The sequence below is a fragment of the Streptomyces sp. NPDC036984 genome, assembly GCF_055607665.1.
Genome location: NZ_JBVJRL010000008.1, coordinates 151,913 through 173,626, shown reverse-complemented (window position 1 = coordinate 173,626; position 21,714 = coordinate 151,913). Strand labels below are relative to the sequence as shown.

The window sequence follows — 21,714 nt, the reverse complement described above, 5'->3', positions numbered from 1 at the left end:
GTCTAGATGTCGGCACTGAAGATATCCAGATTTACGCACCGGAGGGCGGCCGGCCCATGCCCCGGCGCCCCTGCGCGCCTCACTTTTGTCACCGCCCGGCAGTACGGTGTCCCCCATGCGCCCCGACACGCCTGCCGAGAACGTCGACCACACCACCGAAGCGGCACGCCTGGAGCGGACCGCCGGCCTGTATCCCGAGGACGCCGAGGTCCTCCTCCTCCGCGCGGCGGCCCACCTGGAGCTGTCCGGCGACCGCCCCGCCGCGACGACCCTCTACGACCGCCTGCTCTCGTCCGCCGAGGGGCTGGACAACCCTGCCCTGGTCCGCGCCCTGAAGGCGTCGAACCTGTGGGAGTACGGCCATGAGGCGGAGGCACGGGCGATCATCGAGGGTGTCCGCACCACGGCCCCCCGGGACCCGGCCCCCTGGGTGATCGTGGCGGAGGCTCTGGAGTCCCACGACGAGTTGGAGGCGGCGGCGGAGACGTTCACGGAGGCCGCGCATCTGCTGCTGCCGGCGTCGGCGTCGGAGGAGCCCCCGCCCTCCACCCACCCCCTCCTCTACGGCCGCCACCGCGTGCGCCGCATGCTGGGACTGCCGCACGACGACTGGGACACCCTCGCGGACACCCTCCACACGTCCCCCATCACCCTGGACGAACTCCACGACCCGAAGCGGGTGTGGTCCCTGGGCTCGGACAACCCGGCCGAACTGGCGGCGGAGATCTCCCGCCTCCGAGCGGAACTGGGCGCCTACCGAGAGGCCCTCTCCCGCCCCTTCCCGGTGGCGGTGCTGCACTGGCCGGCCCCGGAACTCTCAGAGCTCCTCGCGGCGTACCCCGCCCTGTCCACGGAGTACCCCTCCCACGCCGAGCACCTGTCGACCATAGAGTCGTCCCTCCGGGAACTGGCCTCCTCCGGCACCCCCAACCTGGGCATCGTGACCGGCACAGTCCCGTCCTACGAGGCCTTCGCCGCCTCGGAGGGCACGTCCCCGACGGACACCACGCTCCTGCCCCAGTACGCCACGACCTTGGCCGCCCGGGGGCGAGCTGTGGCGTGGCCGCCAGGGCGGGGGGCGGGGTGTTGGTGTGGGGTGGGGGCAACGTACGCGGACTGTCATGGCGCGTGACGTCAGCGGGCTGCGCTTACAAAGGTGTCCGAAGACTCCCCGTGGAAAGCGCCAGAAGGCTCCTGGGCCTCATCCGCGGCACGTCGTCGCAACATGCAGGCGATCCGCAGCCAGGACACCAGGCCGGAGAGGCTGATCCGGCGCCTGGTTCACGCCCAGGGTCTGCGCTATCGCGTCGCCGCACGCCCCTTGCCGGACCTTCGCCGGACGGCAGATATGGTCTTCCGTACGGCGAAGGTTGCGGTATTCATCGACGGCTGCTACTGGCATGACTGCCCTGATCATTATGTCCCGCCGAGAACAAATTCCGGCTACTGGTCGGAGAAGGTGGTCCGCAACGTCGAGCGGGACCGGGACACCGACCAGCGCCTAGAACAAGCCGGTTGGCTCGTGCTCCGTTTCTGGGAGCACGAGCCGTCAGGCGCCTGCGCGGACAAGATCGCCGCGGCCGTTCGCCTTCGGCGGGCTGCCGACAAGAGGCCTGTCTGACACAGGAAAAGCCATCTGTTCCGGCTGCGGCACATACGAATCGCCACCCTCGGTGTCCAGTTCGTAGTCGTGGAGAAGCTCGTCACGATACTCGGGCCGGAGCACCGCGGCGATAGCGCGCCCCACCGCCTCTGCCACACGGGGCGGGAAAGCATTTCCTACCTGCCGGTACTGCGCTGTCTTCCTGCCCTGGAATTCCCAGTCCGCCGGGAAGCCCTGGATGATCGCGGCCTGCTCTACCGTCAGCATGGGGCCAGCCGGGCGGAAGAGGTCCCGCTCCGGATCACATTTTCCGGGCTCGTTTGCAACGCCCATCCCGTCTACGCCCAGGAGTTCCCCCGGCGCCCATCGCGTACTACGCCGTCGGTGCCAAGTCCGCCCGCCCGAAGAGGAGGGCGTAGCCCGGGGGGAGTTGGGTGAGGAGGCGGGTGGTCAGGGGCTCGCCGACTCGGTCCGACAGGACGCTCAGGACCGAGCTGACGTCCCAGCGGGCCGTCGCGGGGGTCGAGCCCTCGATGCGGGTTGCCACCGATTCGACGAACTCGCGTGCCGTCAGGGGGTGGGTCGCGGGGATCTGGGAGGCGATCACCCGGCCCGCCTCGTGGGGGAGCGCCCGAGCCAGGGCCACGCGTTCGTCGCCGGTGACGTGGCCGGCCAGGGCCGACAGGACGATGCGGGTGACTCGTTCCGCCTCCGCCCTCGTCGAGTACTGGCCCGCCTCGCGCACCCCCTCGGTCAGCTCCACCCAGTCGGCGTCCTCCGCTATCTCTCGGGTGGGCCGGCTCGGGGCGGGGATGGTGGTTCTCGGCTGCGGGGTCGTCACGGTCATCGTGGTGGCTCCTCCTCCGGGACACTTCGGGGCACCGGAAGCCCGGTTACCCCGTAATGCAGCTGGCATGAGCGGGAGTTCGGCCAAAGTGCGGCGGGTGGGTCGTGTGGTGCCGTCCGGCCGAGCACTACGGCGGCCTGTGCGAAGAGAGACCACCGCAGTGCCACGGCAGGGCCGGCTCGGCGCCATGGCCGGACCGGCGCAGTGCCACGGCAGGGCCCACGCGTCCCGGGTCCCGCTCGGGCCGCGGGACGCCGTCGCAGCGCCACGGCCGGACCGGCGCAGTGCCACGGCAGGGCCCACGCGTCCCGGGTCCCGCTCGGGCCGCGGGACGCGTGGGTGGGGGTCACCGTCAATCCTGCGGTGGCCTCGTCGGCTTCAGGCGTCGATCTGCTTCCGGTCGCCCGCCCCGCCGCTGATCTGGATGCGGCGCGGCTTGGCCTGTTCGGCCACCGGGATGCGCAGGGTCAGGACGCCGGCCTCGTACGAGGCGTCGATGCGGTCCGTGTCGAGCGTGTCGCCCAGGAACAGCTGGCGCGTGAAGGTGCCCGTGGGCCGTTCGGCGACCAGCATCTCCGCGTCCTCGGGAGCGGGACTCCGTCGCTCGGCGCGGATGTTGAGGACGTTGCGCTCGACGTCGAGTTCGATCGTCTCGGGGTCGATGCCGGGAAGGTCGAAGTGGACCAGGAAGTCGTCCCCGGAACGGTAGGCGTCCATCGGCATCACGGAGGGGCGGGTGGTGGCGCCCAGGAGCTGCTGCGTGAGCCGGTCGAAATCGCGGAACGGGTCGGTGCGCATGAGCATCACAGGTCACTCCTCTCCTCAGGGACTGGGGGTGCGATGCCCTACGGCTTCTTATATAACTCCCTGCCGAAAACTTGACAAGCCTGGACTCAGGTTCGTTCCCCCGCCCGGCTGCGCCTTAGCCTCGGACAGCGATATCCGGAAACCGGAAATACGAGGAGGCTCCATGGCCAGGGTTCCCAGCGCTGTCGTCGCCGCCACCGGACTCGTCGGTGGCTATGGCGTCGCCCGTTGGACGAAGAAGCGGCAGCTGGGCGGGGCCGTGCTGGCAGTGGCCGGGGCCGCCGCCGCTCAGCAGTGGCGCAGGCAGGCGGGCGGGAAGGCCGCCGGTGCGCTGACCGCCGCGTATGTCGCCGCGTTCGCCGGTTCCCACCCGCTCGCCAAGAAGGTCGGCGCCTGGCCGTCCGTCCTCGGCGTCACCGGCGCCGTCGCCCTCGCCTCCTGGGCCGTCGCCGACCGCAGGGCCTGACGACCGCGCCTCCTGGGCCGTCGCCGACCGCAAGGCCCAGGACCGCCCCCGGTCCGTCGCCGACCGCAAGGCCCAGGACCCCCCCCGGTCCGTCGCCGACCGCAGGGCCGACAGCTGCAACGCCTAGCCCCCTCTACGACACCCTCTCCCCCGCACGGAACGCCCTCCGATACGCCTGCGGGCTCGTCCCCGTCACCCTCCGGAAGCGTTCCCGGAACGCCGTCGGTGAGCCGAAACCCGTCTGTGCGGCGATGCGTTCCACGGGGTGCGCGGTGGTCTCCAGCAGATGCTGCGCCCGCCGCACCCGCGCCCGGTGCAGCCACTGGAGCGGTGTCGTACCGGTCTGCTCGCGGAAGCGGCGGTTGAGGGTGCGGGTACTCATGCCCGCCTTCGCCGCGATGTCGTCCAGCGTCAGATCGCGGTCGCAGTGGTCCTCCAGCCAGGTCAGCAGGGGCTCCAGGGTCGCGCCGGCCGGGGCCGGGGGCAGGGCGTGGACGATGAACTGGGCCTGCCCGCCCTCCCGTTCCAGCGGCATCACCGACATCCGGGCCGCATGCGCGGCCACCGCCGAGCCGAAGTCCTTGCGGATCATGTGCAGGCACATGTCCAGGGCCGCCGCCGCCCCCGCCGAGGTGAGGAACTGGCCGTTGTCGACGTAGAGGACGTCCGGATCGACCGTCACCTCCGGGTGCCGCTCGGCCAGCTGCGGGGCCGCGAACCAGTGGGTCGTCGCGCGCAGGCCGTCCAGCAGGCCCGTCGCCGCGAACAGGAACGCGCCCACGCAGATCGACGCGATCCGGGTGCCGTTCGCCGCCGCCGCGCGCAGCGCCTCGGCGACCCCGGGGGGCAGCTCCTTTGGCGGTTCGGCGACCCCGGGCAGGATGATCGTGTCGGCCTCCGCGAGCGTCTCCAGGCCGTACGGCGCCCGCACCGTGAAGGCACCCGCGCTCACCTCCTCCCGCACCGAGCACACCCGCACCCGGTACGGCTGCCGGCCGTCGGGCAGCCGTGCCCAGCCGAAGGTGTCGATGGGGGCGGAGAGGTCGAACGGGACGACGCCGTCCAGCGCCAGTACGGCCACGGTGTGCATGGCAGGAACGTAGTCGTACGACGGGCCCTCGCCAACCGGCGGTGATGCGGCCGGCTTCTCGGCCGGGTGGGGCTGGGGTGCCCGGGGAGTGAGCCGGTCCCCGTGAGCGCCCGGTGGCGGGAATCCGTTGGGGTGTGGCAATCTCGCCACTTCTGCGAGGGGCCGCCGGACCCTACCGTCCCCTCGTGACCAAGTTCCTCCTCGCCGTGCACGTCATCGCCGCGATCCTCGCCGTCGGCCCGGTCGCCGTCGCCGCCAGCATGTTCCCGCCCGCCGCCCGCCGCGCCCTGGCCGCCGGGGCCGACGGCTCCGACGGCTCCGACGGCTCCGACGGCTCCGACGCCGGGACGCTTCGGCTACTGCACCGGATCTGCCGCGTCTACGCCGTCGTCGGTGTCGTCGTACCGGTCTTCGGGTTCGCCACCGCGAGCGAGATGGGGGTCCTCGGCAGTGCCTGGCTGGTCGTGTCGATCGTGCTGACCGCCCTCGCCGCCCTGGTCCTCGTCGCGTTGGTCCTCCCGGTCCAGAGCACCTTCGTCGAGGGCGGCGGTACAACCGCACCGATCGCGCGGCTCGCCATGTCCACCGGGCTGTTCAACCTGCTGTGGGCCGCCGTGACCGTCCTGATGATCGTCCGTCCGGGCTCCACGACAGGTGCGTGAGGGTCATCACGGCCTGCTCGCCGCCGGCGGTGCCGTGGGACCGCTGCCCGGAGTGCCCGGACGGGCGCTCCGCGCCGCCGTCCTCGCCCGGTCCGCCACCGCCGTCAGCGGGCGGGCGATGTCCTCCAGGGAGCGGCGTTCGGCCCGTACCGCCAGGGCCGCCGCGACCAGCCCCGCCGCGCACATCAGAGCCGCGCCGATCGAGAAGGCGAGGACCGTGTCGCCCACCTTGCCGGTGCCGGTGAGGTCGGCGAACAGCAGCGGGCCGCTGATGCCGCCGGCCGCGGTGCCGAGGGCGTAGAAGAACGCGATGGACATCGCCCGGGTCTCCATCGGGAAGATCTCCGAGACCGTCAGATAGGCGCTGGACGCGCCCGCCGAGGCGAAGAACAGCACCGCGCACCAGCAGGCCGTCAGGGTGGTCGCGGTCAGCGCGCCCCGGCCGAACAGCCAGGCCGTGGCGAACAGCAGCACACCCGACAGCAGATACGTCGAGGAGATCATGACCCTGCGGCCGACCGTGTCGAAGAGCTTGCCGAGCAGCAGCGGGCCGCAGAAGTTGCCGACCGCGATCACCGCGAAGTAGTAGCCGGTGCGGCCGGACGGCACGTCGAAGAACTTGGTCAGGATCGCGCCGAAGCCGAAGGTGATCGCGTTGTACAGGAACGCCTGGCCGATGAAGAGGGAGAAGCCGAGCACCGCCCGCCTGCGGTAGCGGCCGAAGACCGTGCGGGCGATCTCCAGGAAGGTCACGCTCTTGCGCTGGTGGATCTCCAGCTCACCGTGCGGCTCGGGCAGCGGCTCGCCCCGCTCGGCCTCGACCCGCCGCTCGATGCCGGAGACGATCTCCTCCGCCTCCCCGTCCCGGCCGTGGATCAGCAGCCAGCGCGGGCTCTCCGGGACGTGCCGTCGTACGAGCAGGATGACGAGGGCGAGAACGGCGCCGAGGGCGAAGGTCAGGCGCCAGCCGACGTTCGCCGCCAGCAGGTCGGTGTCGAGCGCGACGATCGACAGCAGGGAGCCGCCGACCGCGCCGAGCCAGAAGCTGCCGTTGATGATCAGGTCGACCCGGCCGCGGTAGTCCGCCGGGATCAGCTCGTCGATCGCGGAGTTGATCGCCGCGTACTCACCGCCGATGCCGAAGCCGGTCAGAAAGCGGAAGAGGAAGAACCACCAGGCTTCCCAGGAGACGGCCGTGAGCGCCGTCGCCGCGAGATACACCGCCAGGGTGATCATGAAGAGGTTCTTGCGGCCGAATCGGTCGGTCAGGCGGCCCCAGAACAGGGCTCCCGAGCAGGCGCCCGCCACATACAGCGCGGCGGCGACGCCGGTGATCTGTCCGGAGCTGATCGACAGGCCGCTGCCGGGCTCCGCGAGCCGGCCGGCGATGTTGCCGACGACCGTGACCTCCAGGCCGTCGAGGATCCACACGGTCCCGAGGCCGATGACGATCGTCCAGTGCCAGCGGGACCAGGGCAGACGGTCGAGTCGGGCGGGGATGTCGGTGGTGAGGGTCCGGCCGGTCCCGGCCTCGGCTGTACTCATGGGCGCTCCCTCCGCGTCGAAGGACGCAGTACCGTGTGCCCTGACCTGCCGGGAACAGTCCGGTCAGGCCCCCAGCCCCCGCGACACCGTGTAGATCAGCAATCCGGCCAGCGAGCCCACCACCGTGCCGTTGATCCGGATGAACTGCAGGTCACGGCCGATGTGCGCCTCGATCTTCCGGGTGGTGTGCTCGGCGTCCCAGCCCGCCACCGTGTCCGTGATCAGCGAGGTGATCTCCTGGCGGTACGTCGTCACGACGTGCACCGCCGCGCCCTCCACCCAGCTGTCGACCTTGTGCTGCACCTTCGGCTCGGTCGCCATCCGCCGGCCCAGCGACAGCAGCGCGGCCCGCACCCGCAGCCGCAGTTCGCTGCCCTCGTCCTCCGCCGCCGTCACGATCATCGACCGTACGGCGGTCCACGCGGAGGCGATCAGGTCCTGCACCTCGTCCCGGCCCAGCACCTCCCCCTTGAGCCGCTCCACCCGCGCCCGGGTGTCCGTGTCGGACTGGAGGTCGGCGGCGAAGTCGCCGAGGAAGCGGTCCAGCGCGCCGCGCGCCGGATGCGAGGGCATGTCCCGCATCTCGGTGACGAACCGCAGCAGCTCCTTGTAGACCCGCTCGCCGACCTTCCGGTCCACGAACCGCGGGGTCCAGCCCGGCGCGCCGCCCTCCACGGCCACCATCACATCGTCCCGGTGCAGCACCAGCCAGTCGTGCGCGCGGGCCACCACCAGGTCCACCACCCGGCGGTGCCCGCCGTCGGCGACGACCTTCTCCAGCATCTTGCCGAGCCCCGGCCCGATCTCCTGGGCGTTGGCCCGCCGGGTGATCGCCTCGCCGACGACCGCCTGCACATCCGAGTCACGCAGCACGGTCAGCGCCCCGCGCAGGGCCGTGGCCAGCTCCGCGGTCACCCGGTCCGCGTGCTCCGGCTCCGCCAGCCAGGCGCCGAGCCGGCTGCCGATGCCGACGGCGCGCAGCCGCTGCCGTACGACGTCCTCGGAGAGGAAGTTCTCCCCGACGAACTCGCCCAGCGAGACACCCAGCTGGTCCTTCTTGGTGGGGATGATCGCGGTGTGTGGGATGGGCAGGCCCATGGGGTGCCGGAACAGGGCCGTGACCGCGAACCAGTCGGCGAGCGCGCCCACCATGCCCGCCTCGGCCGCCGCCGCCACATAGCCCGCCCACTCCCCGGCCCCCGCGTGCCCGGCCGCCTTCGCCAGGACGTAGACCACCGCCACGAACAGCAGCAGGCCCGTGGCGGTGAGTTTCATCCGCCGTACCCCGCGCCGGCGCTCCTCGTCGGCCGGGGTGAACGCCGTCATGGTCCGGTACGAGGCGACCCGTCCCGGTGTTCCCGTCTCGGTAGGTTCCATCAGCTCCACCCGTTCGGTGATCCCGCACACAATTGTCCCTTCCTGACCGACTCCCGGAACGGAACGAGAGTTCCCGGCGTCTGTCTGGACGGGAGTAGTGGCAGGGTCCTGTCAGGTCTCCCGGGCCCATGACGCATCATGGACTCAGCATGATCGGAGCCTCGGGCTCCCATCGCCCGAGGAGAACAACACAAGAGTGACCAAGCGTCATGGTTATGCGGTGCTCGGCGCCCTCGTCGCCCTGGTCATCGCGGTGTCCGCCGGCATATACGTCACCGTGGCCGCCGACGACGGCACCCCCCGCGGCACCCTCGCCGCAGGCCGCCCGCACCGCGGCATGGGCGCCGCCCCCGCCTCCACCGGCACCTGGGTCGGCGCCTGGGCCACCGCCCCCGTCGGCGGCGAACCCGGCACCGAGGCGACCGGCCTCGCGGGCCACTCGGTCCGCAACGTGGTGCACGCGAGCACCGGCGGCACGAGCGCCCGGATCACGCTGTCCAACCTCTACGGCCAGTCCCCGCTCACCATCACGCACGCCTCGCTCGCCCTCGCGGCCGGCGACGGCACCGCCGCGGCCGATGCGGAAACGATGCGGCGCCTCAGCTTCAACGGCAGCACCAGCATCGTCATACCCGCCGGCGGACAGGCCGTCAGCGACGCCGTACGCCTCACCGTCGCGCACGGCACCGACGTCCTTGTCACCACCTACTCCCCCACCCCGTCCGGTCCCGTCACCTACCACCCGCACGCCCGGCAGGTGTCGTACGTCGCCACCGGCGACCGCACCGAGGACGCGACCGGTAACCCCTACACCGAACAGACGCCGTACTGGCGGTATCTGACGGCGCTTGACGTCCTCAGCAATGAGGCCGCCGGCACCGTCGTCGTCTTCGGCGACTCCATCACCGACGGCATCACCTCCACCATCGGCGCCAACCGCCGCTGGCCGGACGTCCTCGCGGGCCGGCTGCGCTCCGCGCTGGAGAACGGGCAGCAACTCCCGCGCTTCAGCGTCGTCAACGAGGGCATCAGCGGCAACCAGGTCCTCGCCGACGGCCTGGGCCGACCCGCCGAGAACCAGAGCGGCCTCGGCCGCTTCGGCCGCGACGCGCTCTCCCGCACCAACGTCAAGGTCGTCGTCATCGATCTCGGCGTCAACGACATCCTGCGCAACCGCAGGCTGGCCGACCCCGACCGCATCCTCACCGGCCTGCGCACCCTCGTCCGCCAGGCCCACGCCCGCGGCCTGAAGGTCGTCGGCGCGACCCTGATGCCCTTCGAGGGGCACCGCGGCTACACCCCGGCCCGGGAGGCCGTACGCCGGCAGGTAAACGCGGAGATCCGGGCCGGCGGTGTGTACGACGCGGTCGTCGACTTCGACAAGGCCCTCCGGGACCCCTACGACCCGCGCCGGCTGCGCTCCGAGTACGACTCCGGCGACCATCTGCACCCCAGCGACCTGGGCTTCGCCAGGATGGCCGAGGTCTTCGACCTCAGCGCGCTGAAGGGCGCGGGGCAGGCGGAGCTCTAGGTCCTGGCGACGCCGCGGCCCGGTGGCGAGGAATACTGGCGGTCATGACCCGCTTGATCCTCGCCACCCGCAACGCCGGAAAGATCACCGAGCTGAGGGCGATCCTCGCCGAAGCCGGGCTGCCCCACGAACTGGTCGGCGCCGACGCCTTCCCGGATGTCCCCGACGTCAAGGAGACCGGCGTCACCTTCGCCGAGAACGCCCTGCTGAAGGCCCACGCCCTCGCCCGGGCCACCGGCCTGCCCGCCGTCGCCGACGACTCCGGCCTCTGCGTCGACGTCCTGAACGGCGCGCCCGGCATCTTCTCCGCCCGCTGGGCCGGCCGGCACGGCGACGACAAGGCCAACCTGGAGCTGCTGCTCGCCCAGCTGTCCGACATCGCGGAGGAGCACCGGGGCGCGCACTTCGCCTGCGCGGCGGCGCTCGCCCTGCCGGACGGCACGGAGCGGGTGGTCGAGGGGAGGCTGCCGGGTACGCTGCGGCACGCTCCGGCCGGGACCAACGGCTTCGGCTACGACCCGATCCTCCAGCCGGAGGGCGAGAGCCGGACCTGCGCCGAGCTGAGCCCCGGGGAGAAGAACGCCATCAGCCACCGGGGGAAGGCGTTCCGCGCCCTCGTACCCGTCGTGCGGGAACTGCTCGGCTGAACTCTGGTGCGGCCGGAGGGACTCGAACCCTCACGGGAGTTACCCCACTGGGACCTAAACCCAGCGTGACTGCCAATTCCACCACGGCCGCCTGGTGCTGCCCGGCCATGCTAACGGCCGGGCAGCGCGTTCAGAGGCCGAGATCCTTGATGATCTTCGCCACGTGACCGGTGGCCTTGACGTTGTACAGGGCTCGTTCGACCTTGCCGTCCTCGTCCACGACGACCGTGGAGCGGATGACGCCGACGACCGTCTTGCCGTACAGCTTCTTCTCGCCGAAGGCGCCGTACGCCTCCAGGACCTGCTTGTCGGGGTCGGCCAGCAAGGTGACCTTCAGGGACTCCTGCTCGCGGAACTTCGCGAGCTTCTCCGGCTTGTCCGGCGAGATGCCGATGACGTCGTAGCCGGCGGAGGCCAGGACCTCCAGGTTGTCGGTGAAGTCGCAGGCCTGCTTGGTGCAGCCGGGAGTCAGGGCTGCCGGGTAGAAGTAGACGATGACCTTGCGGCCCTTGTGGTCCGACAGGGACACCTCGTTGCCGTCGGCGTCGGGGAGGGTGAAGGCGGGGGCAACGTCCCCGGGCTGGAGTCGCTCGCTCATCGGACTAGCGTAACCGGGGGGCCTTGCGGTGCGATGCGCGCATGAGCTGACAGACTGTCCGGAACAGCAGCAGCAGATTTCGGCAGACTTCGGAGGCCGTACGGTGGCGGACACGTCGGACACCAGAACCCCGGCGCAGATCGAGGCGGACATCAAGCGTCGCCGTGCAGTGCTGGCCGAGACGCTCGACGAGATCGGGATGCGGGTGCATCCGAAGACGATCGTCGGGGATGCGAAGGCCAGGGTCATCGCCCATGCCGATCACACGGTCGGCCGGGCGTACGTGCAGGTCAACCGGATGGTGAGCGAGGTCCGGGCGCAGCTCGTGGACGACGAGGGGGCGCCTCGACTGGAGCGCGTCGTGCCCGTCGCACTGGTCGTCGTCGGGGTCGTGGGGCTGCTGACCCTCGGGGCCCGGCGGCGCAGGGACTGACCAGGGCAGGTAGGTTCGAGGCGTGAGCGCCAACAGAAACCAGCACAGCACCCCCCATCACGACAAGCTGCCCATCCGGATGCTGCACGACCGGGTTCTCGTGCGGCAGGAGACCGGTGAGGGTGAGCGGCGGTCGGGGGGCGGCATTCTGATTCCCGCCACCGCGGCGGTCGGACGGCGGCTGGCCTGGGCCGAGGTCGTCGCGGTCGGCCAGAACGTACGGACGGTGGAGCCGGGCGACCGGGTCCTGTTCGACCCGGAGGATCGGGCCGAGGTGGAGGTGCGGGGCGTGGCGTACGTGCTGATGCGCGAGCGCGATCTGCACGCCGTGGCCGCGGACCGGTTCGAGGGGTCGGAGGACTCCACCGGGCTGTACCTCTAGAACACACGACAAAGAGGGCCGGTGACGATGGTCACCGGCCCTCTTTGTCGTGCTTTTGCTATGTTCGAAAAGGAACCCGACGAGACGCGCCGTACCGGGTCGAAGGCAAAGACGACGCACCCCGCGGAAGAGTCGTCACGTCTCGGAGGTGCCTGTCATGGCCTGGGTTCTGCTCGTCGTCGCCGGTCTGCTGGAAGTGGGCTGGTCGATCGGGATGAAGTACAGCGAGGGTTTCACCCGCCTCGTCCCCAGCCTGTTCACCGGCGCCGGCATCGTCGCCAGCATGGTCCTGCTGTCGTACGCCGCGAAGTCCCTGCCCATCGGTACCGCCTACGGCGTGTGGGTGGGCATCGGCGCGGCCGGTGCGGCGGTGCTCGGCATGGTGGTGCTGGGTGAGCCGGTCACCGCCGCCCGGATCTTCTTCGTGTGTCTGCTGCTGGTCGCCGTGGTCGGGCTGAAGGCGACCAGCGGTCACTGACCCGGCGCGTCAGGTGCCGGGGCCTCCTCCGATGTCTCCGCCCGTGCCGGTGGCACCGCCGCCGCCCGTGGTGTCACCGCCCGTGGTCCCGCCACCGGTCGTGTCACCGCCGGTGGTCGTCCCGCCGCCGGTCGTGTCACCGCCGGTGGTCGTCCCGCCGCCGGTCGTGTCACCGCCGGTGGTGGTGCCTCCCCCGTCGGTGGTCGTACCGCCGTCGGTCGGGGTGCCGGTGGTGCCGCCGTCGGTCGGCGTCGCGGTCGCACCACCGTCGGTCGGGGTCGCGGTCGCGCCGCCGTCGGTCGGGGTGGCGGTCGCGCCGCCGTCGTCCTCGTCGCCCGTGCCGGGCTCGGACGTGCCGGTGGCGGGCGGCTCCTGGATCCGGTCGGCGCCCTCTTCCAGCCGGAGGTCGAACTCGCCGACCGGCTTGCCCTTCAGCGCGTCACGCGTGTACTGGGCCCAGATCTGGGTGGGCGGGCCGCCACCGTTCATACGGGCCTGGCCGAGCGCGCCGTACAGCGGCATGTGCTTGGCCGTCACCGGGTCCTGGCCCATCACGGAGACCACCGTGGCCAGGTCGGGGGTGTAGCCGGCGAACCAGGCGGCTGTGTCGCTCTCGGCGGTACCGGTCTTGCCGGCCGCCGGGCGGCCCGCGGACTGCGCGGCGGTAGCGGTGCCGGACTGGACCACGCTCTGGAGGACCGCGGTGGTGGTGTCGGCGGCCTCCCGGCTCACGGCCTGCTTGGCCGACCGGTCGGGCAGCCTGACCTCGTCGGTGCCGTTCTTGGTGATCTTCTCGACCAGCGTGTACGTGCCGTGCTTGCCGTGGTTGGCGAGCGTGGCGTAGGCCTCCGCCATGTCCAGGACGCTGGCGGTGGCGGTGCCGAGGGCGACGGACGGGTACGGCTGGAGGTCCGGGGTGTCGGAGGGCACACCCAGGTCGATCGCGGTCTGCTTGACCTTGGCGGGGCCGACGTCGACGGCCATCTGCGCGTACACCGAGTTCACCGACAGGTCGGTGGCCTTGCGGACGGTGATCGGGCCGTACGACCGCTGGTCCTCGTTCTCGGGGGCGTAGGCGCCGCCGCTCCAGCCCTGGACGGGGCGCTGGTTGGTGCCGTCGTAGACCGTGTTCGGGGTGATGGTGCGGCCGTCCTGGGTGGTGGACCCGTTCTCCACGGCGGAGGTGAACACGAACGGCTTGAACGTCGAGCCGACCTGGAAGTCACCGCGGGTCGCGCCGTTGGTGTACTGCTTCACGTAGTCGATGCCGCCGTACATCGCGACGACCTTGCCGGTCTTGGGGTCGACGGAGGCGCCGCCGGCCCGGACGTAGGTGTCGGCCTTGCGGTTCTTCTTGTCCAGCTTGGACATCAGCTGGTCGTCGACCGCCTTGACGAAGGCGTCCTGCCTTTTCTTCTGGATGGTGGTGGTGATGCGGTAGCCGCCGGCCGCGAGGTGGTCGGCGTCGATGATGTTGTTCGTGGTCAGGTAGTGCTTGACCGCCTCCACGAGGTAGCCGCGCTGGCCGGACATGCCGGTGGAGGTCGTCTGCTCCTTCGGCATCGGGAACTTCATCCCGGCCCGCTCCGACGCGCTGAGCCAGCCCTTGGTGACCATGCCGTTCAGCACGTAGTTCCAGCGGGCGAGGGCCGCCTTCCTGTTCTCCGGGTGGGCCACGACGTCGTACTCGCTCGGCGCGTTGACGAGCGCGGCGAGGTAGGCGGCGCGGGCCGGGTCGAGGTCGGCGGCGTCCTTGCCGTAGTAGGCCTGGGCGGCGGCCTGGATGCCGTAGGCGTTGCGGCCGAAGTAGCTGGTGTTGAGGTAGCCCTCCAGGATCTCGTCCTTGGACTTGTTCTGGTCGAGCTTGATCGAGATGAAGAACTCCTTGGCCTTGCGGGTGAGCGTCTGCTCCTGGGCCAGGTAGTAGTTCTTCACGTACTGCTGGGTGATCGTCGAGCCGGACTGCTTGCCCTTGCCGGTCGCGGTGTTCCAGCCGGCGCGGATCATCGCCTTGGGGTCGACGGCGGACTCGGTGTAGAAGTCGCGGTCCTCGGCGGCCAGTACGGCGTGCTGGGCGTCCTTGGAGACCTGGGCGAGGCTGACGCTCTCGCGGTTGACCTCGCCGTCGCGGGCCAGCTGCGAGCCGTCGGCGTACAGGTAGACGTTGCTCTGCTTGGTCGCGAACGCGTTGGCCGGCGGGATCTTCACCAGGGAGTAGCCGAGGAAGAAGAGTCCGATGAGCAGCAGTACGCCGACGACGAAGGTGCCGAGCACCATGCGCCAGGTCGGAATGATCCGCCGCCACCCGGTCCGCTTGGGCCGCTTGCCCTTCTTGCCCTTGCCCTTGCCCTGGCCTCCGGCGGTCTCCCCGTCTGCCGCGGCGAGGGCGGTGGTCTCGGCCTCGGGGGAATCCGCGGCGGGGGACCCGGCGGGACGCGATCCGGCGGCGGCAGAGGGCGTGGCGGGGGCCGAGGGGGTGGCGGCGGCAGCGCGGCTCGCGGCGCCGGCCTGGGCGGCGGCAGCGCCGGCGGCGGCCTTGCCCGCCTGAGCGGCGGCAGCGCCGGCACCGGCACCTGCGGCCTGTGCGGAGGCGGCGCCTGCGGCGCCGGCCTTGCCGGCCGCGCGTGCGGCGCGGGCGGCCCGTGCGGCGGCCGCGGAGGGCTGAGCGGGGGAACCGGCCGACTGGGGCGCGCTCTTCCCGCCGCCGCCCGGGCGGGGAGCGTCGCCGCGCGACGTACCGCCGGTGGCGTTCGGCTCCGCCGGGGAAGCAGCCGCCGGGCCGGCACCGCCGGGCTCACCCGAGCGAGGAGCACTGACCCGCCGAAGCACCTGCGTGGTCTCGGCCGGCTGCCCGGCACCGGCGGCCTTGCCGGAGCCCTGGGCCGGGACACCGCCCTTACCGGCGCCCTGAGCCGGGACACCGCCCTTACCGGCGCCGTGAGCGGCACCGGCCGCCGCGCCGGAGCCCTGGGGCGCACCGGGGGCCTTGCCCGAGCCTGCGGGCGCGCCCGCCGTCTTGCCGGGCCGGTCCTGCCGGCCGGCCTCGTCGGACCGGCCCGCGGGCGCGGGACCGGCCGGGGTCGCCTGGGGTCCCCTGGGCGGGGTGATACGCCGGAGCACCTGCGTGCTCTCGGCCGACTGGGCCTGCTCGGAGCCGAGCGGGGCACCCGGGGCGGCCGGCTTCCTGGTGCCGGGCACCTTGCCGGAGGCCGAGGCACCAGAGCCTTCGGCACCACCGCGGGGATTCACACGACGACCGGACTCCGAGCCCCCGCCGGAGCCGGAAGCGCCACCGGAGGCCGAGGTACCTCGCGCCATCGATGCCCCGCCGGACGCCGAACCCCGGCCGGACGCCTGCGCACCACCGGAAGGCCCAGCGCTATCGGACGCCGGACCGCGACCGGACGCCGAACCGCGACCGGAGGCCGGACCACCGCCGGACGCCTGAGCGCCACCGGACGCCGAACCCCGGCCGGACGCCTGGGCGCCGTCGGAGGCCGTGGCCCCGCCGGCGCCCGCAGCCCCGGCAGCCCCCGTCTGCTCCGTCCGGGCACGAGCCGCCTGCCGGGCCCGGGCAATGGAAGCCGTCCGGTCCTGCGCCGCCGGGCCGGAGCCCTCACGGGCCGCCGCGCCCGCCGCACCGGAACCGTCCCGGGCCGCCGTCCCCGCCGCACCGGAACCGTCCCGAGCCGCCGAGCCCGCCGCACCGGAACCATCGCGGGCCGCCGCGTCCGCGTCAGTCCCGGGCGTCTGCTTCGCGGTGCGCCGGGGTGTTTGCGAGCCGCCCGGCCGGTTGCCCTCGGGGCCGGCCGTCCCGGCGCCACGGGCACCGTCGGCAGACCGCTCGGCACTGCCGGCCGGGCGGGCGCTCGTGCCCCTCGGGGCAGCCGCGTCCCGGCCGGCTCCCTCGTCCCTCTTGTCGCCCTCGGCGGCAGAGGTCGCGGGGCGCGCTGTCCTCTTCTTGTGGCCCCCCGGGTTCCCGGGCCCTTCAGCCGGCAGCGGCCGTTTCGGTGCCACGCCTTCGTTCGGCTGCTGCGGCTGCGGCTCGTCGCTCATCTCGTGCACGGACTCCTGTTTCGCGTCGTACGTTCCCGTACGCCTCGTACGCTTCTGCGCTCCCCCTGGTTTGAAGACTCTCGCACCCGGCGTTCCGTTCCCGGATTCCGGCACGCTTCCGGCCGGAAAACGCGTGGCCGGCCGTCGGCCTCCGGACTAGGCTCCTGCGCTTCGGTGTCGAGCGGTCCGAGGAGGTCGACCGGCGTGGGCGCGGAACGGTTGTACGCGGCCGTCGCGGCAGGGGGGTTCCGACGGTACGCGACCTATCGGGCCGCCACTGCGGCAGGGGTCTTCACGAACACGGTCTTCGGGCTGATCCTCGTGTACACGTACCGCGCCCTGTGGGACGCGAAGCCGCATCTCGGCGGGTACGACCAGGCACAGGCCATGACCTATGTCTGGCTCGGACAGGCCTTCTTGTCGACGCTCGCGATCGGGGGTGGCGGTGTCGAGGACGAGTTGATGGAACGCATCCGTACGGGGGATGTGGCGATCGACCTGTACCGGCCCGTCGATCTTCAGCTGTGGTGGCTGGCGGCGGATCTCGGCCGGGCCTTCTTCCAGTTGCTGGGGCGTGGGGTCGTACCGTTCGTGCTCGGCGCGCTGTGCTTCCCGGTGTATCTGCCGGCCGACGCCGGCACCTGGGCGGCGTTCCTCGTCGCCGTCGTCCTCGCGATGCTGGTCGGCTTCGGCATCCGCTACCTGGTGGCGCTGAGCGCGTTCTGGCTGCTGGACGGCACCGGGGTGGCGCAGATGGCGTGGCTGCTGGGCTTCTTCTGCTCGGGGATGCTGCTGCCGCTGAACGTGTTCCCGGGCACCCTCGGCGAGGTCGTGCGGGTGCTGCCGTGGTCCTCGCTGCTCCAGGCGCCGGCGGACATCCTGCTCGGGGCGGGGGACCCGGTGCGGACGTACGTCTTCCAGGCGGCGTGGGCGGTGGTGCTGCTGGGTGCCGGGCGGCTGGTGCAGTACGCGGCGACGCGCCGGGTGGTGGTGCAGGGTGGCTGAGGGAAGCCCGGTGGCGCCGCAGACGCGGGCGCGGCGGCTGGCCGAGGGTGTGCGGGCGTACCGGCTGATCGCGGCGATGTGGGTGCGGTCCACGATGGCCTATCGCACGTCCTTCGCCATGACCACGTTCGGGAACTTCGCGGCGACCTTCCTCGACTTCGTCGCGATCATGCTGATGTTCTCCCGGGTGGACGCGCTGGGCGGTTACCCGCTGCCCGAGGTGGCGTTCCTGTACGGGCTGTCCGCGGTCCCCTTCGGGCTGGCGGATCTGGTGATCGGGTCGATGGACCGGCTGGGCCGGCGGGTGCGGGACGGCACGCTGGACACGCTGCTGGTGCGGCCGGCGCCGGTGCTGGCGCAGGTGGCGGCGGACCGGTTCGCGCTCCGGCGGCTGGGCCGGGTGACCCAGGGGGCGCTGGTGCTGGGCTGGTCGCTGACCCGGGTGGACATCGACTGGACGCCGGGCAGACTGCTGCTGATCCCGGTGATGGTGCTGAGCGGCTGCGGGATCTTCTGCGCGGTGTTCGTGGCGGGGGCGGCGTTCCAGTTCGTGGCGCAGGACGCCTCGGAGGTGCAGAACGCCTTCACGTACGGCGGTACGACGCTGCTGCAGTATCCGCCGACGGTGTTCGCGAAGGAGCTGGTGCGCGGGGTGACGTTCGTGCTGCCGCTGGCCTTCGTCAACTGGCTGCCCGCGAGCTACGTGCTGGGGCGGCCGTATCCGCTGGGCGTGCCGGAGTGGGTCGCGTTCACACCCCCGCTGGTGGCGGTGGCCTGCTGTGCGGCGGCGGGACTGGCCTGGCGGGCGGGACTTCGTTCGTACCGCAGCACAGGGAGCTAGCGTGAGTGACTTCATCGCACTGGAGAGGGTCGAGAAGGTCTTCGAGGTGCGCCGCAGGACCGGGTTTCTCAGACGGGAGCGGCGCGAGGTGCGGGCGGTGGACGCGCTCTCGTTCACCGTGGCGCGCGGGGAGATGGTCGGATACATCGGGCCGAACGGCGCCGGGAAGTCGACCACGATCAAGATGCTGACCGGGATTCTGACGCCGAGTGCCGGGCGGCTGCGGGTTGCGGGCATCGATCCGGCGCGGGAGCGGACGCGTCTGGCGCACCGGATCGGGGTGGTATTCGGGCAGCGGACCACGCTGTGGTGGGACCTGCCGCTGATCGACTCCTACCGGCTGGCCCACCGCATGTACCGCATTCCGGACGCCCGTTACCGGGAGAACCTGGACCGTCTGGTGGAACTGCTGGAGCTGGGCGCCCTGCTGGACGTGCCGGTGCGGCAGCTGTCGCTGGGGCAGCGGATGCGCGGGGACATCGCGGCGGCCCTGCTGCACGATCCGGACGTGCTGTACCTGGACGAGCCGACGATCGGCCTGGACGTCGTGTCGAAGGCCAAGGTGCGGGAGTTCCTGCGCGAGGTGAACACCGAGCGGGGCACGACCGTGCTGCTGACCACGCACGACCTCCAGGACATCGAGCAGTTGTGCTCGCGGGTGATGGTGATCGACCACGGGCGGCTGGTGTACGACGGCGCGCTCGCGGGGCTGCACGAGGCCGCGGAGAGCGAACGGACGCTGGTGGTCGATCTGGAGCGGGAGCTGCCGCCGGTGGAGGTGCCGGCGGCGCGGGTGGTGCGGGTGGACGGGCCGCGGCAGTGGCTGGCGTTCCCGGCGGGGCAGTCGGCGGCGCCGGTGGTCGCGCATCTGGCGGCCCGTTATCCGCTGGTGGACCTGTCGGTGCGGGAGCCGGACATCGAGGCCGTCATCGCCCGGATGTACGCCGAGAGGGCGGTCTCATAGGCTGCCGGCATGAGCGACGACGCAGCCCCGGACCTCCGGGCGTCCGACGCCGACCGTGAACGGGTCGCCGAGGTCCTGCGGGACGCCCTCGCCGAAGGCCGGCTCGACATGGACGAGTTCGAGGAGCGGCTGGAGGCGGCCTACAAGGCGCGGACGTACGGCGAGCTGGCACCGCTCACCCGCGACCTGCCGGCGTCCGGCGCGGTGGCCCCGCGCGTCTCCTTCGCGAAGGACCCCGTGGCGAACGGCGGTTGGGCGGGCCGGATCACCGGCGGCGAGGGGTCGTCGACGGGTGCGGTGGCGATCCTGTCTGGGTTCGAGCGCAGGGGCCGCTGGACCGTACCGAGGCGGTTTACCTGTTTCACGTTCATGGGTGGCGGCGAACTCGACCTGCGCGAGGCGGACTTCGCCGACCGCGAGGTCGAGATCAACTGCGTGGCGATCATGGGCGGAGTGCAGGTGATCGTCCCGCCGGGCGCCGAGGTCGTCGTACGGGGCATCGGCGTGATGGGCGCCTTCGAGCACCCGAGAGACGACACCCCGCCCGAGCCGGGCGCCCCCCGCGTGATCATCGGCGGTTTCGCCTTCTGGGGCGGGGTGGGCGTGGAACGCAAACTCCCGCGCGCTCAGCGGCAGCGGCTGAAGGAACAGCGCCGGCAGGAGAGGCTGGAGCGCCGCCGCAACGGGGGGCACTGAGCGCGCCCCCACGAGCTACGACGTGCAGACCTTCGTCAGCTCGCCCGCCGCGTCCGTCACCGGACCGACGTCCGGCGTCTCGTCACCGTTCTTGACGGCCGTACGCACGTTGTCCACAGCCTTGCGCAAGTCGTCCACGGCCTTGTTCACATCGGCGTCGTCCGTCTTGTCGCCGATCTTCCGCAGGCTCTTGTCTATGGAGTCGAGTGACTCGTCGGTCTGGGAGGGATCCTTCGCGGCGTTCTCCACGGCCTGCTGGAGGTCGGTGACGCTGTCGGCGATGGCATCGGCGGTCTGCACGCAGTCCAGTGCCTTGTCCACGGCGTCGCAGCCGGTGGTGAGGCCGGCGGTGAGCGCGGCGGTCGCTACGGCGGCGGCGACGGCGATGAGCCGGCCTCGGCGTCGGCTGGCGGCCATGGTGGGTTCCCTCCCCTGGTACGGCTGGCCGGGCGCACGCTGGTGAGCTGTGCGCCCGTACCCAGAGGGACGCCGGAGAGGCCCGGGGGGTTGCCCCCGGGCCTTGAAGGATTCTTTACGCGAGGGTGGCGGCCAGCGCCGCCTGCTGGACCGCGGCCAGCTCGGTGCAGCCGGTGACGGCGAGGTCGAGCAGGGCGTTCAGCTCCTCGCGGTCGAACGGCTGGGCCTCGGCGGTGCCCTGGACCTCGACGAAGCGGCCGTCGCCGGTGCAGACGACGTTCATGTCCGTCTCGGCGCGCACGTCCTCCTCGTAGCAGAGGTCGAGCAGCGGGACGCCGCCGACGATGCCGACGGAGACGGCGCTCACGGTGCCGGTGAGCGGCTGCCGGGCCGCCTTGATCAGCTTCTTGCGCTGGGCCCAGGCGACGGCGTCGGCGAGGGCGACGTAGGCGCCGGTGATCGCCGCCGTGCGCGTGCCGCCGTCGGCCTGGAGGACGTCGCAGTCGAGGACGATGGTGTTCTCGCCGAGCGCCTTGTAGTCGATGACGGCGCGCAGGGAGCGGCCGATGAGCCGGGAGATCTCGTGCGTCCGGCCGCCGATCTTGCCCTTGACGGACTCGCGGTCGCCGCGGGTGTTGGTGGCGCGGGGCAGCATGGCGTATTCCGCAGTGACCCAGCCCTCGCCACTGCCCTTGCGCCAGCGCGGGACTCCCTCGGTGACCGAGGCGGTGCAGAGGACCCTGGTGTCGCCGAAGGAGACGAGGACGGAGCCCTCGGCGTGCTTGCTCCAGCCGCGTTCGATGGTGACCGGGCGGAGCTGTTCGGGGGTACGGCCGTCGATGCGAGACATGCCGACGAGCCTAGCCTGAGCTGCGCAGGGGGCTCCTCCCGCATCGGGAGGAGCCCCTTTCACGGTGAGCCCGGCGGCTCACATCATGTCTTCGATCTCCGCGGCGATCGGGTCGGCGTCGGTGCCGATGACGACCTGGATGGCGGTACCCATCTTGACGACACCGTGGGCGCCGGCGGCCTTCAGGGCGGCCTCGTCGACCAGGGCGGGGTCGGACACCTCGGTGCGCAGCCGGGTGATGCAGCCCTCGATCTCCTCGATGTTGTCGATGCCGCCGAGCCCGGCGACGATCTTCTCAGCCTTGCTGGCCATGTTCCTTCTCCCTGATCCGAACCGCTTTGTCGCAGTAACCCACAGTTGGCCCATCTTCGCGAGCGGTCATGCCGTCCGTGCCGAATGATGGCGATCACGACAGCGGA

The 21,714-nt window shown here is 71.8% G+C and carries 24 protein-coding genes, 1 tRNA gene and 1 riboswitch; of the genes, 13 read left to right on the top strand and 12 right to left on the bottom strand.

The window, feature by feature from the left end; genetic code table 11:
* Nucleotides 1-115 precede the first annotated feature (115 nt).
* Nucleotides 116-1,132 carry a tetratricopeptide repeat protein gene (locus ACZ7DL_RS17585; protein ID WP_470775054.1) on the top strand — a complete coding sequence of 339 codons (1,017 nt, stop codon included), beginning with the start codon at nucleotides 116-118 and terminating at the stop codon, nucleotides 1,130-1,132.
* Between the two features lie 24 nt (nucleotides 1,133-1,156).
* Complete coding sequence (locus ACZ7DL_RS17580) at nucleotides 1,157-1,621, top strand: very short patch repair endonuclease (protein WP_470775053.1); 465 nt, start codon at nucleotides 1,157-1,159, stop codon at nucleotides 1,619-1,621.
* On the opposite strand, the gene ACZ7DL_RS17575 is transcribed toward ACZ7DL_RS17580, so the two are convergent.
* The 3 genes from ACZ7DL_RS17575 to ACZ7DL_RS17565 all read right to left on the bottom strand — a co-directional run bounded on the left by ACZ7DL_RS17575 (nucleotide 1,550) and on the right by ACZ7DL_RS17565 (nucleotide 3,254).
* The gene (locus ACZ7DL_RS17575) at nucleotides 1,550-1,870 is read right to left on the bottom strand and encodes a DNA cytosine methyltransferase (RefSeq protein ID WP_470775052.1); all 321 of its coding nucleotides are present in this window, start codon (nucleotides 1,868-1,870) and stop codon (nucleotides 1,550-1,552) included. The two genes, ACZ7DL_RS17580 and ACZ7DL_RS17575, sit on opposite strands and share 72 nt — an antisense overlap.
* A 106-nt stretch (nucleotides 1,871-1,976) precedes the next feature.
* On the bottom strand, nucleotides 1,977-2,450 hold the full coding sequence (locus ACZ7DL_RS17570) for a DUF2267 domain-containing protein (RefSeq protein ID WP_470775051.1): 474 nt from the start codon (nucleotides 2,448-2,450) through the stop codon (nucleotides 1,977-1,979).
* A 378-nt stretch (nucleotides 2,451-2,828) separates the two neighbouring features.
* Nucleotides 2,829-3,254 carry an Hsp20/alpha crystallin family protein gene (locus ACZ7DL_RS17565; RefSeq protein WP_470775050.1) on the bottom strand — a complete coding sequence of 142 codons (426 nt, stop codon included), beginning with the start codon at nucleotides 3,252-3,254 and terminating at the stop codon, nucleotides 2,829-2,831.
* Nucleotides 3,255-3,420: 166 nt separating this feature from the next.
* Between ACZ7DL_RS17565 and ACZ7DL_RS17560 the strand changes: the two genes are divergently transcribed.
* Complete coding sequence (locus ACZ7DL_RS17560; protein ID WP_470775049.1) at nucleotides 3,421-3,723, top strand: hypothetical protein; 303 nt, start codon at nucleotides 3,421-3,423, stop codon at nucleotides 3,721-3,723.
* Between the two features lie 133 nt (nucleotides 3,724-3,856).
* Here the strand turns inward: ACZ7DL_RS17560 and ACZ7DL_RS17555 are convergent, their stop codons facing one another.
* Complete coding sequence (locus ACZ7DL_RS17555; protein WP_470775048.1) at nucleotides 3,857-4,813, bottom strand: GlxA family transcriptional regulator; 957 nt, start codon at nucleotides 4,811-4,813, stop codon at nucleotides 3,857-3,859.
* A 185-nt stretch (nucleotides 4,814-4,998) separates the two neighbouring features.
* On the opposite strand from ACZ7DL_RS17555, the gene ACZ7DL_RS17550 reads away from it, so the two are divergent.
* Complete coding sequence (locus tag ACZ7DL_RS17550; RefSeq protein ID WP_470775047.1) at nucleotides 4,999-5,475, top strand: hypothetical protein; 477 nt, start codon at nucleotides 4,999-5,001, stop codon at nucleotides 5,473-5,475.
* A 6-nt stretch (nucleotides 5,476-5,481) separates the two neighbouring features.
* Here ACZ7DL_RS17550 and ACZ7DL_RS17545 read toward each other — a convergent pair whose 3' ends face one another.
* The gene (locus ACZ7DL_RS17545) at nucleotides 5,482-7,020 is read right to left on the bottom strand and encodes an MFS transporter (protein WP_470775046.1); all 1,539 of its coding nucleotides are present in this window, start codon (nucleotides 7,018-7,020) and stop codon (nucleotides 5,482-5,484) included.
* Between the two features lie 63 nt (nucleotides 7,021-7,083).
* Complete coding sequence (locus ACZ7DL_RS17540) at nucleotides 7,084-8,397, bottom strand: DUF445 domain-containing protein (RefSeq protein WP_470775045.1); 1,314 nt, start codon at nucleotides 8,395-8,397, stop codon at nucleotides 7,084-7,086.
* A gap of 196 nt (nucleotides 8,398-8,593) precedes the next feature.
* On the opposite strand from ACZ7DL_RS17540, the gene ACZ7DL_RS17535 reads away from it, so the two are divergent.
* On the top strand, nucleotides 8,594-9,928 hold the full coding sequence (locus ACZ7DL_RS17535; RefSeq protein WP_470775044.1) for an SGNH/GDSL hydrolase family protein: 1,335 nt from the start codon (nucleotides 8,594-8,596) through the stop codon (nucleotides 9,926-9,928).
* A 44-nt stretch (nucleotides 9,929-9,972) separates the two neighbouring features.
* Complete coding sequence (gene rdgB / locus ACZ7DL_RS17530) at nucleotides 9,973-10,575, top strand: RdgB/HAM1 family non-canonical purine NTP pyrophosphatase (RefSeq protein WP_470775043.1); 603 nt, start codon at nucleotides 9,973-9,975, stop codon at nucleotides 10,573-10,575.
* A gap of 4 nt (nucleotides 10,576-10,579) precedes the next feature.
* Here rdgB and ACZ7DL_RS17525 read toward each other — a convergent pair.
* A tRNA-Leu gene (locus ACZ7DL_RS17525) sits at nucleotides 10,580-10,666 on the bottom strand.
* 39 nt (nucleotides 10,667-10,705) lie between these two features.
* Complete coding sequence (bcp, locus tag ACZ7DL_RS17520) at nucleotides 10,706-11,173, bottom strand: thioredoxin-dependent thiol peroxidase (RefSeq protein WP_470775042.1); 468 nt, start codon at nucleotides 11,171-11,173, stop codon at nucleotides 10,706-10,708.
* 103 nt (nucleotides 11,174-11,276) lie between these two features.
* Between bcp and ACZ7DL_RS17515 the strand changes: the two genes are divergently transcribed.
* The 3 genes from ACZ7DL_RS17515 to ACZ7DL_RS17505 all read left to right on the top strand — a co-directional run bounded on the left by ACZ7DL_RS17515 (nucleotide 11,277) and on the right by ACZ7DL_RS17505 (nucleotide 12,466).
* Complete coding sequence (locus tag ACZ7DL_RS17515) at nucleotides 11,277-11,606, top strand: DUF3618 domain-containing protein (RefSeq protein ID WP_470775041.1); 330 nt, start codon at nucleotides 11,277-11,279, stop codon at nucleotides 11,604-11,606.
* 22 nt (nucleotides 11,607-11,628) lie between these two features.
* Nucleotides 11,629-11,988 (top strand): GroES family chaperonin, encoded by a 360-nt coding sequence (locus tag ACZ7DL_RS17510; RefSeq protein WP_171155827.1) that lies wholly within the window; start codon nucleotides 11,629-11,631, stop codon nucleotides 11,986-11,988.
* 57 nt (nucleotides 11,989-12,045) lie between these two features.
* Nucleotides 12,046-12,109: riboswitch (guanidine-III (ykkC-III) riboswitch) on the top strand.
* A 36-nt stretch (nucleotides 12,110-12,145) separates the two neighbouring features.
* Nucleotides 12,146-12,466, top strand: a complete 321-nt coding sequence (locus ACZ7DL_RS17505; protein WP_225810301.1) for a DMT family transporter — start codon at nucleotides 12,146-12,148, stop codon at nucleotides 12,464-12,466.
* Nucleotides 12,467-12,475: 9 nt separating this feature from the next.
* On the opposite strand, the gene ACZ7DL_RS17500 is transcribed toward ACZ7DL_RS17505, so the two are convergent.
* Nucleotides 12,476-15,295, bottom strand: coding sequence for a transglycosylase domain-containing protein (locus tag ACZ7DL_RS17500; protein ID WP_470775167.1), 2,820 nt, complete (start codon nucleotides 15,293-15,295; stop codon nucleotides 12,476-12,478).
* Between the two features lie 1,431 nt (nucleotides 15,296-16,726).
* On the opposite strand from ACZ7DL_RS17500, the gene ACZ7DL_RS17495 reads away from it, so the two are divergent.
* Genes ACZ7DL_RS17495 through ACZ7DL_RS17480 form a run of 4 tightly spaced genes read left to right on the top strand, consistent with a single transcriptional unit; the run spans nucleotide 16,727 to nucleotide 20,028 of the window.
* Nucleotides 16,727-17,527: an ABC transporter permease gene (locus ACZ7DL_RS17495; RefSeq protein ID WP_470775040.1), complete on the top strand. Its 801-nt coding sequence runs from the start codon at nucleotides 16,727-16,729 to the stop codon at nucleotides 17,525-17,527.
* Between the two features lie 10 nt (nucleotides 17,528-17,537).
* On the top strand, nucleotides 17,538-18,368 hold the full coding sequence (locus ACZ7DL_RS17490; protein WP_470775039.1) for an ABC transporter permease: 831 nt from the start codon (nucleotides 17,538-17,540) through the stop codon (nucleotides 18,366-18,368).
* A 1-nt stretch (nucleotide 18,369) separates the two neighbouring features.
* On the top strand, nucleotides 18,370-19,332 hold the full coding sequence (locus tag ACZ7DL_RS17485) for an ABC transporter ATP-binding protein (protein ID WP_470775038.1): 963 nt from the start codon (nucleotides 18,370-18,372) through the stop codon (nucleotides 19,330-19,332).
* Nucleotides 19,333-19,341: 9 nt separating this feature from the next.
* Nucleotides 19,342-20,028: a DUF1707 SHOCT-like domain-containing protein gene (locus ACZ7DL_RS17480; RefSeq protein WP_470775037.1), complete on the top strand. Its 687-nt coding sequence runs from the start codon at nucleotides 19,342-19,344 to the stop codon at nucleotides 20,026-20,028.
* A gap of 15 nt (nucleotides 20,029-20,043) precedes the next feature.
* Here ACZ7DL_RS17480 and ACZ7DL_RS17475 read toward each other — a convergent pair whose 3' ends face one another.
* From ACZ7DL_RS17475 to ACZ7DL_RS17465, 3 genes are all read right to left on the bottom strand, one after another.
* A complete protein-coding gene (locus ACZ7DL_RS17475) occupies nucleotides 20,044-20,445 on the bottom strand; it encodes a hypothetical protein (protein WP_470775036.1) in 402 nt (133 codons plus the stop codon).
* 115 nt (nucleotides 20,446-20,560) lie between these two features.
* Nucleotides 20,561-21,295, bottom strand: coding sequence for a ribonuclease PH (gene rph, locus ACZ7DL_RS17470; protein WP_470775035.1), 735 nt, complete (start codon nucleotides 21,293-21,295; stop codon nucleotides 20,561-20,563).
* 78 nt (nucleotides 21,296-21,373) lie between these two features.
* Nucleotides 21,374-21,607: a PTS sugar transporter subunit IIB gene (locus ACZ7DL_RS17465; RefSeq protein ID WP_014672981.1), complete on the bottom strand. Its 234-nt coding sequence runs from the start codon at nucleotides 21,605-21,607 to the stop codon at nucleotides 21,374-21,376.
* Nucleotides 21,608-21,714 lie beyond the last annotated feature (107 nt).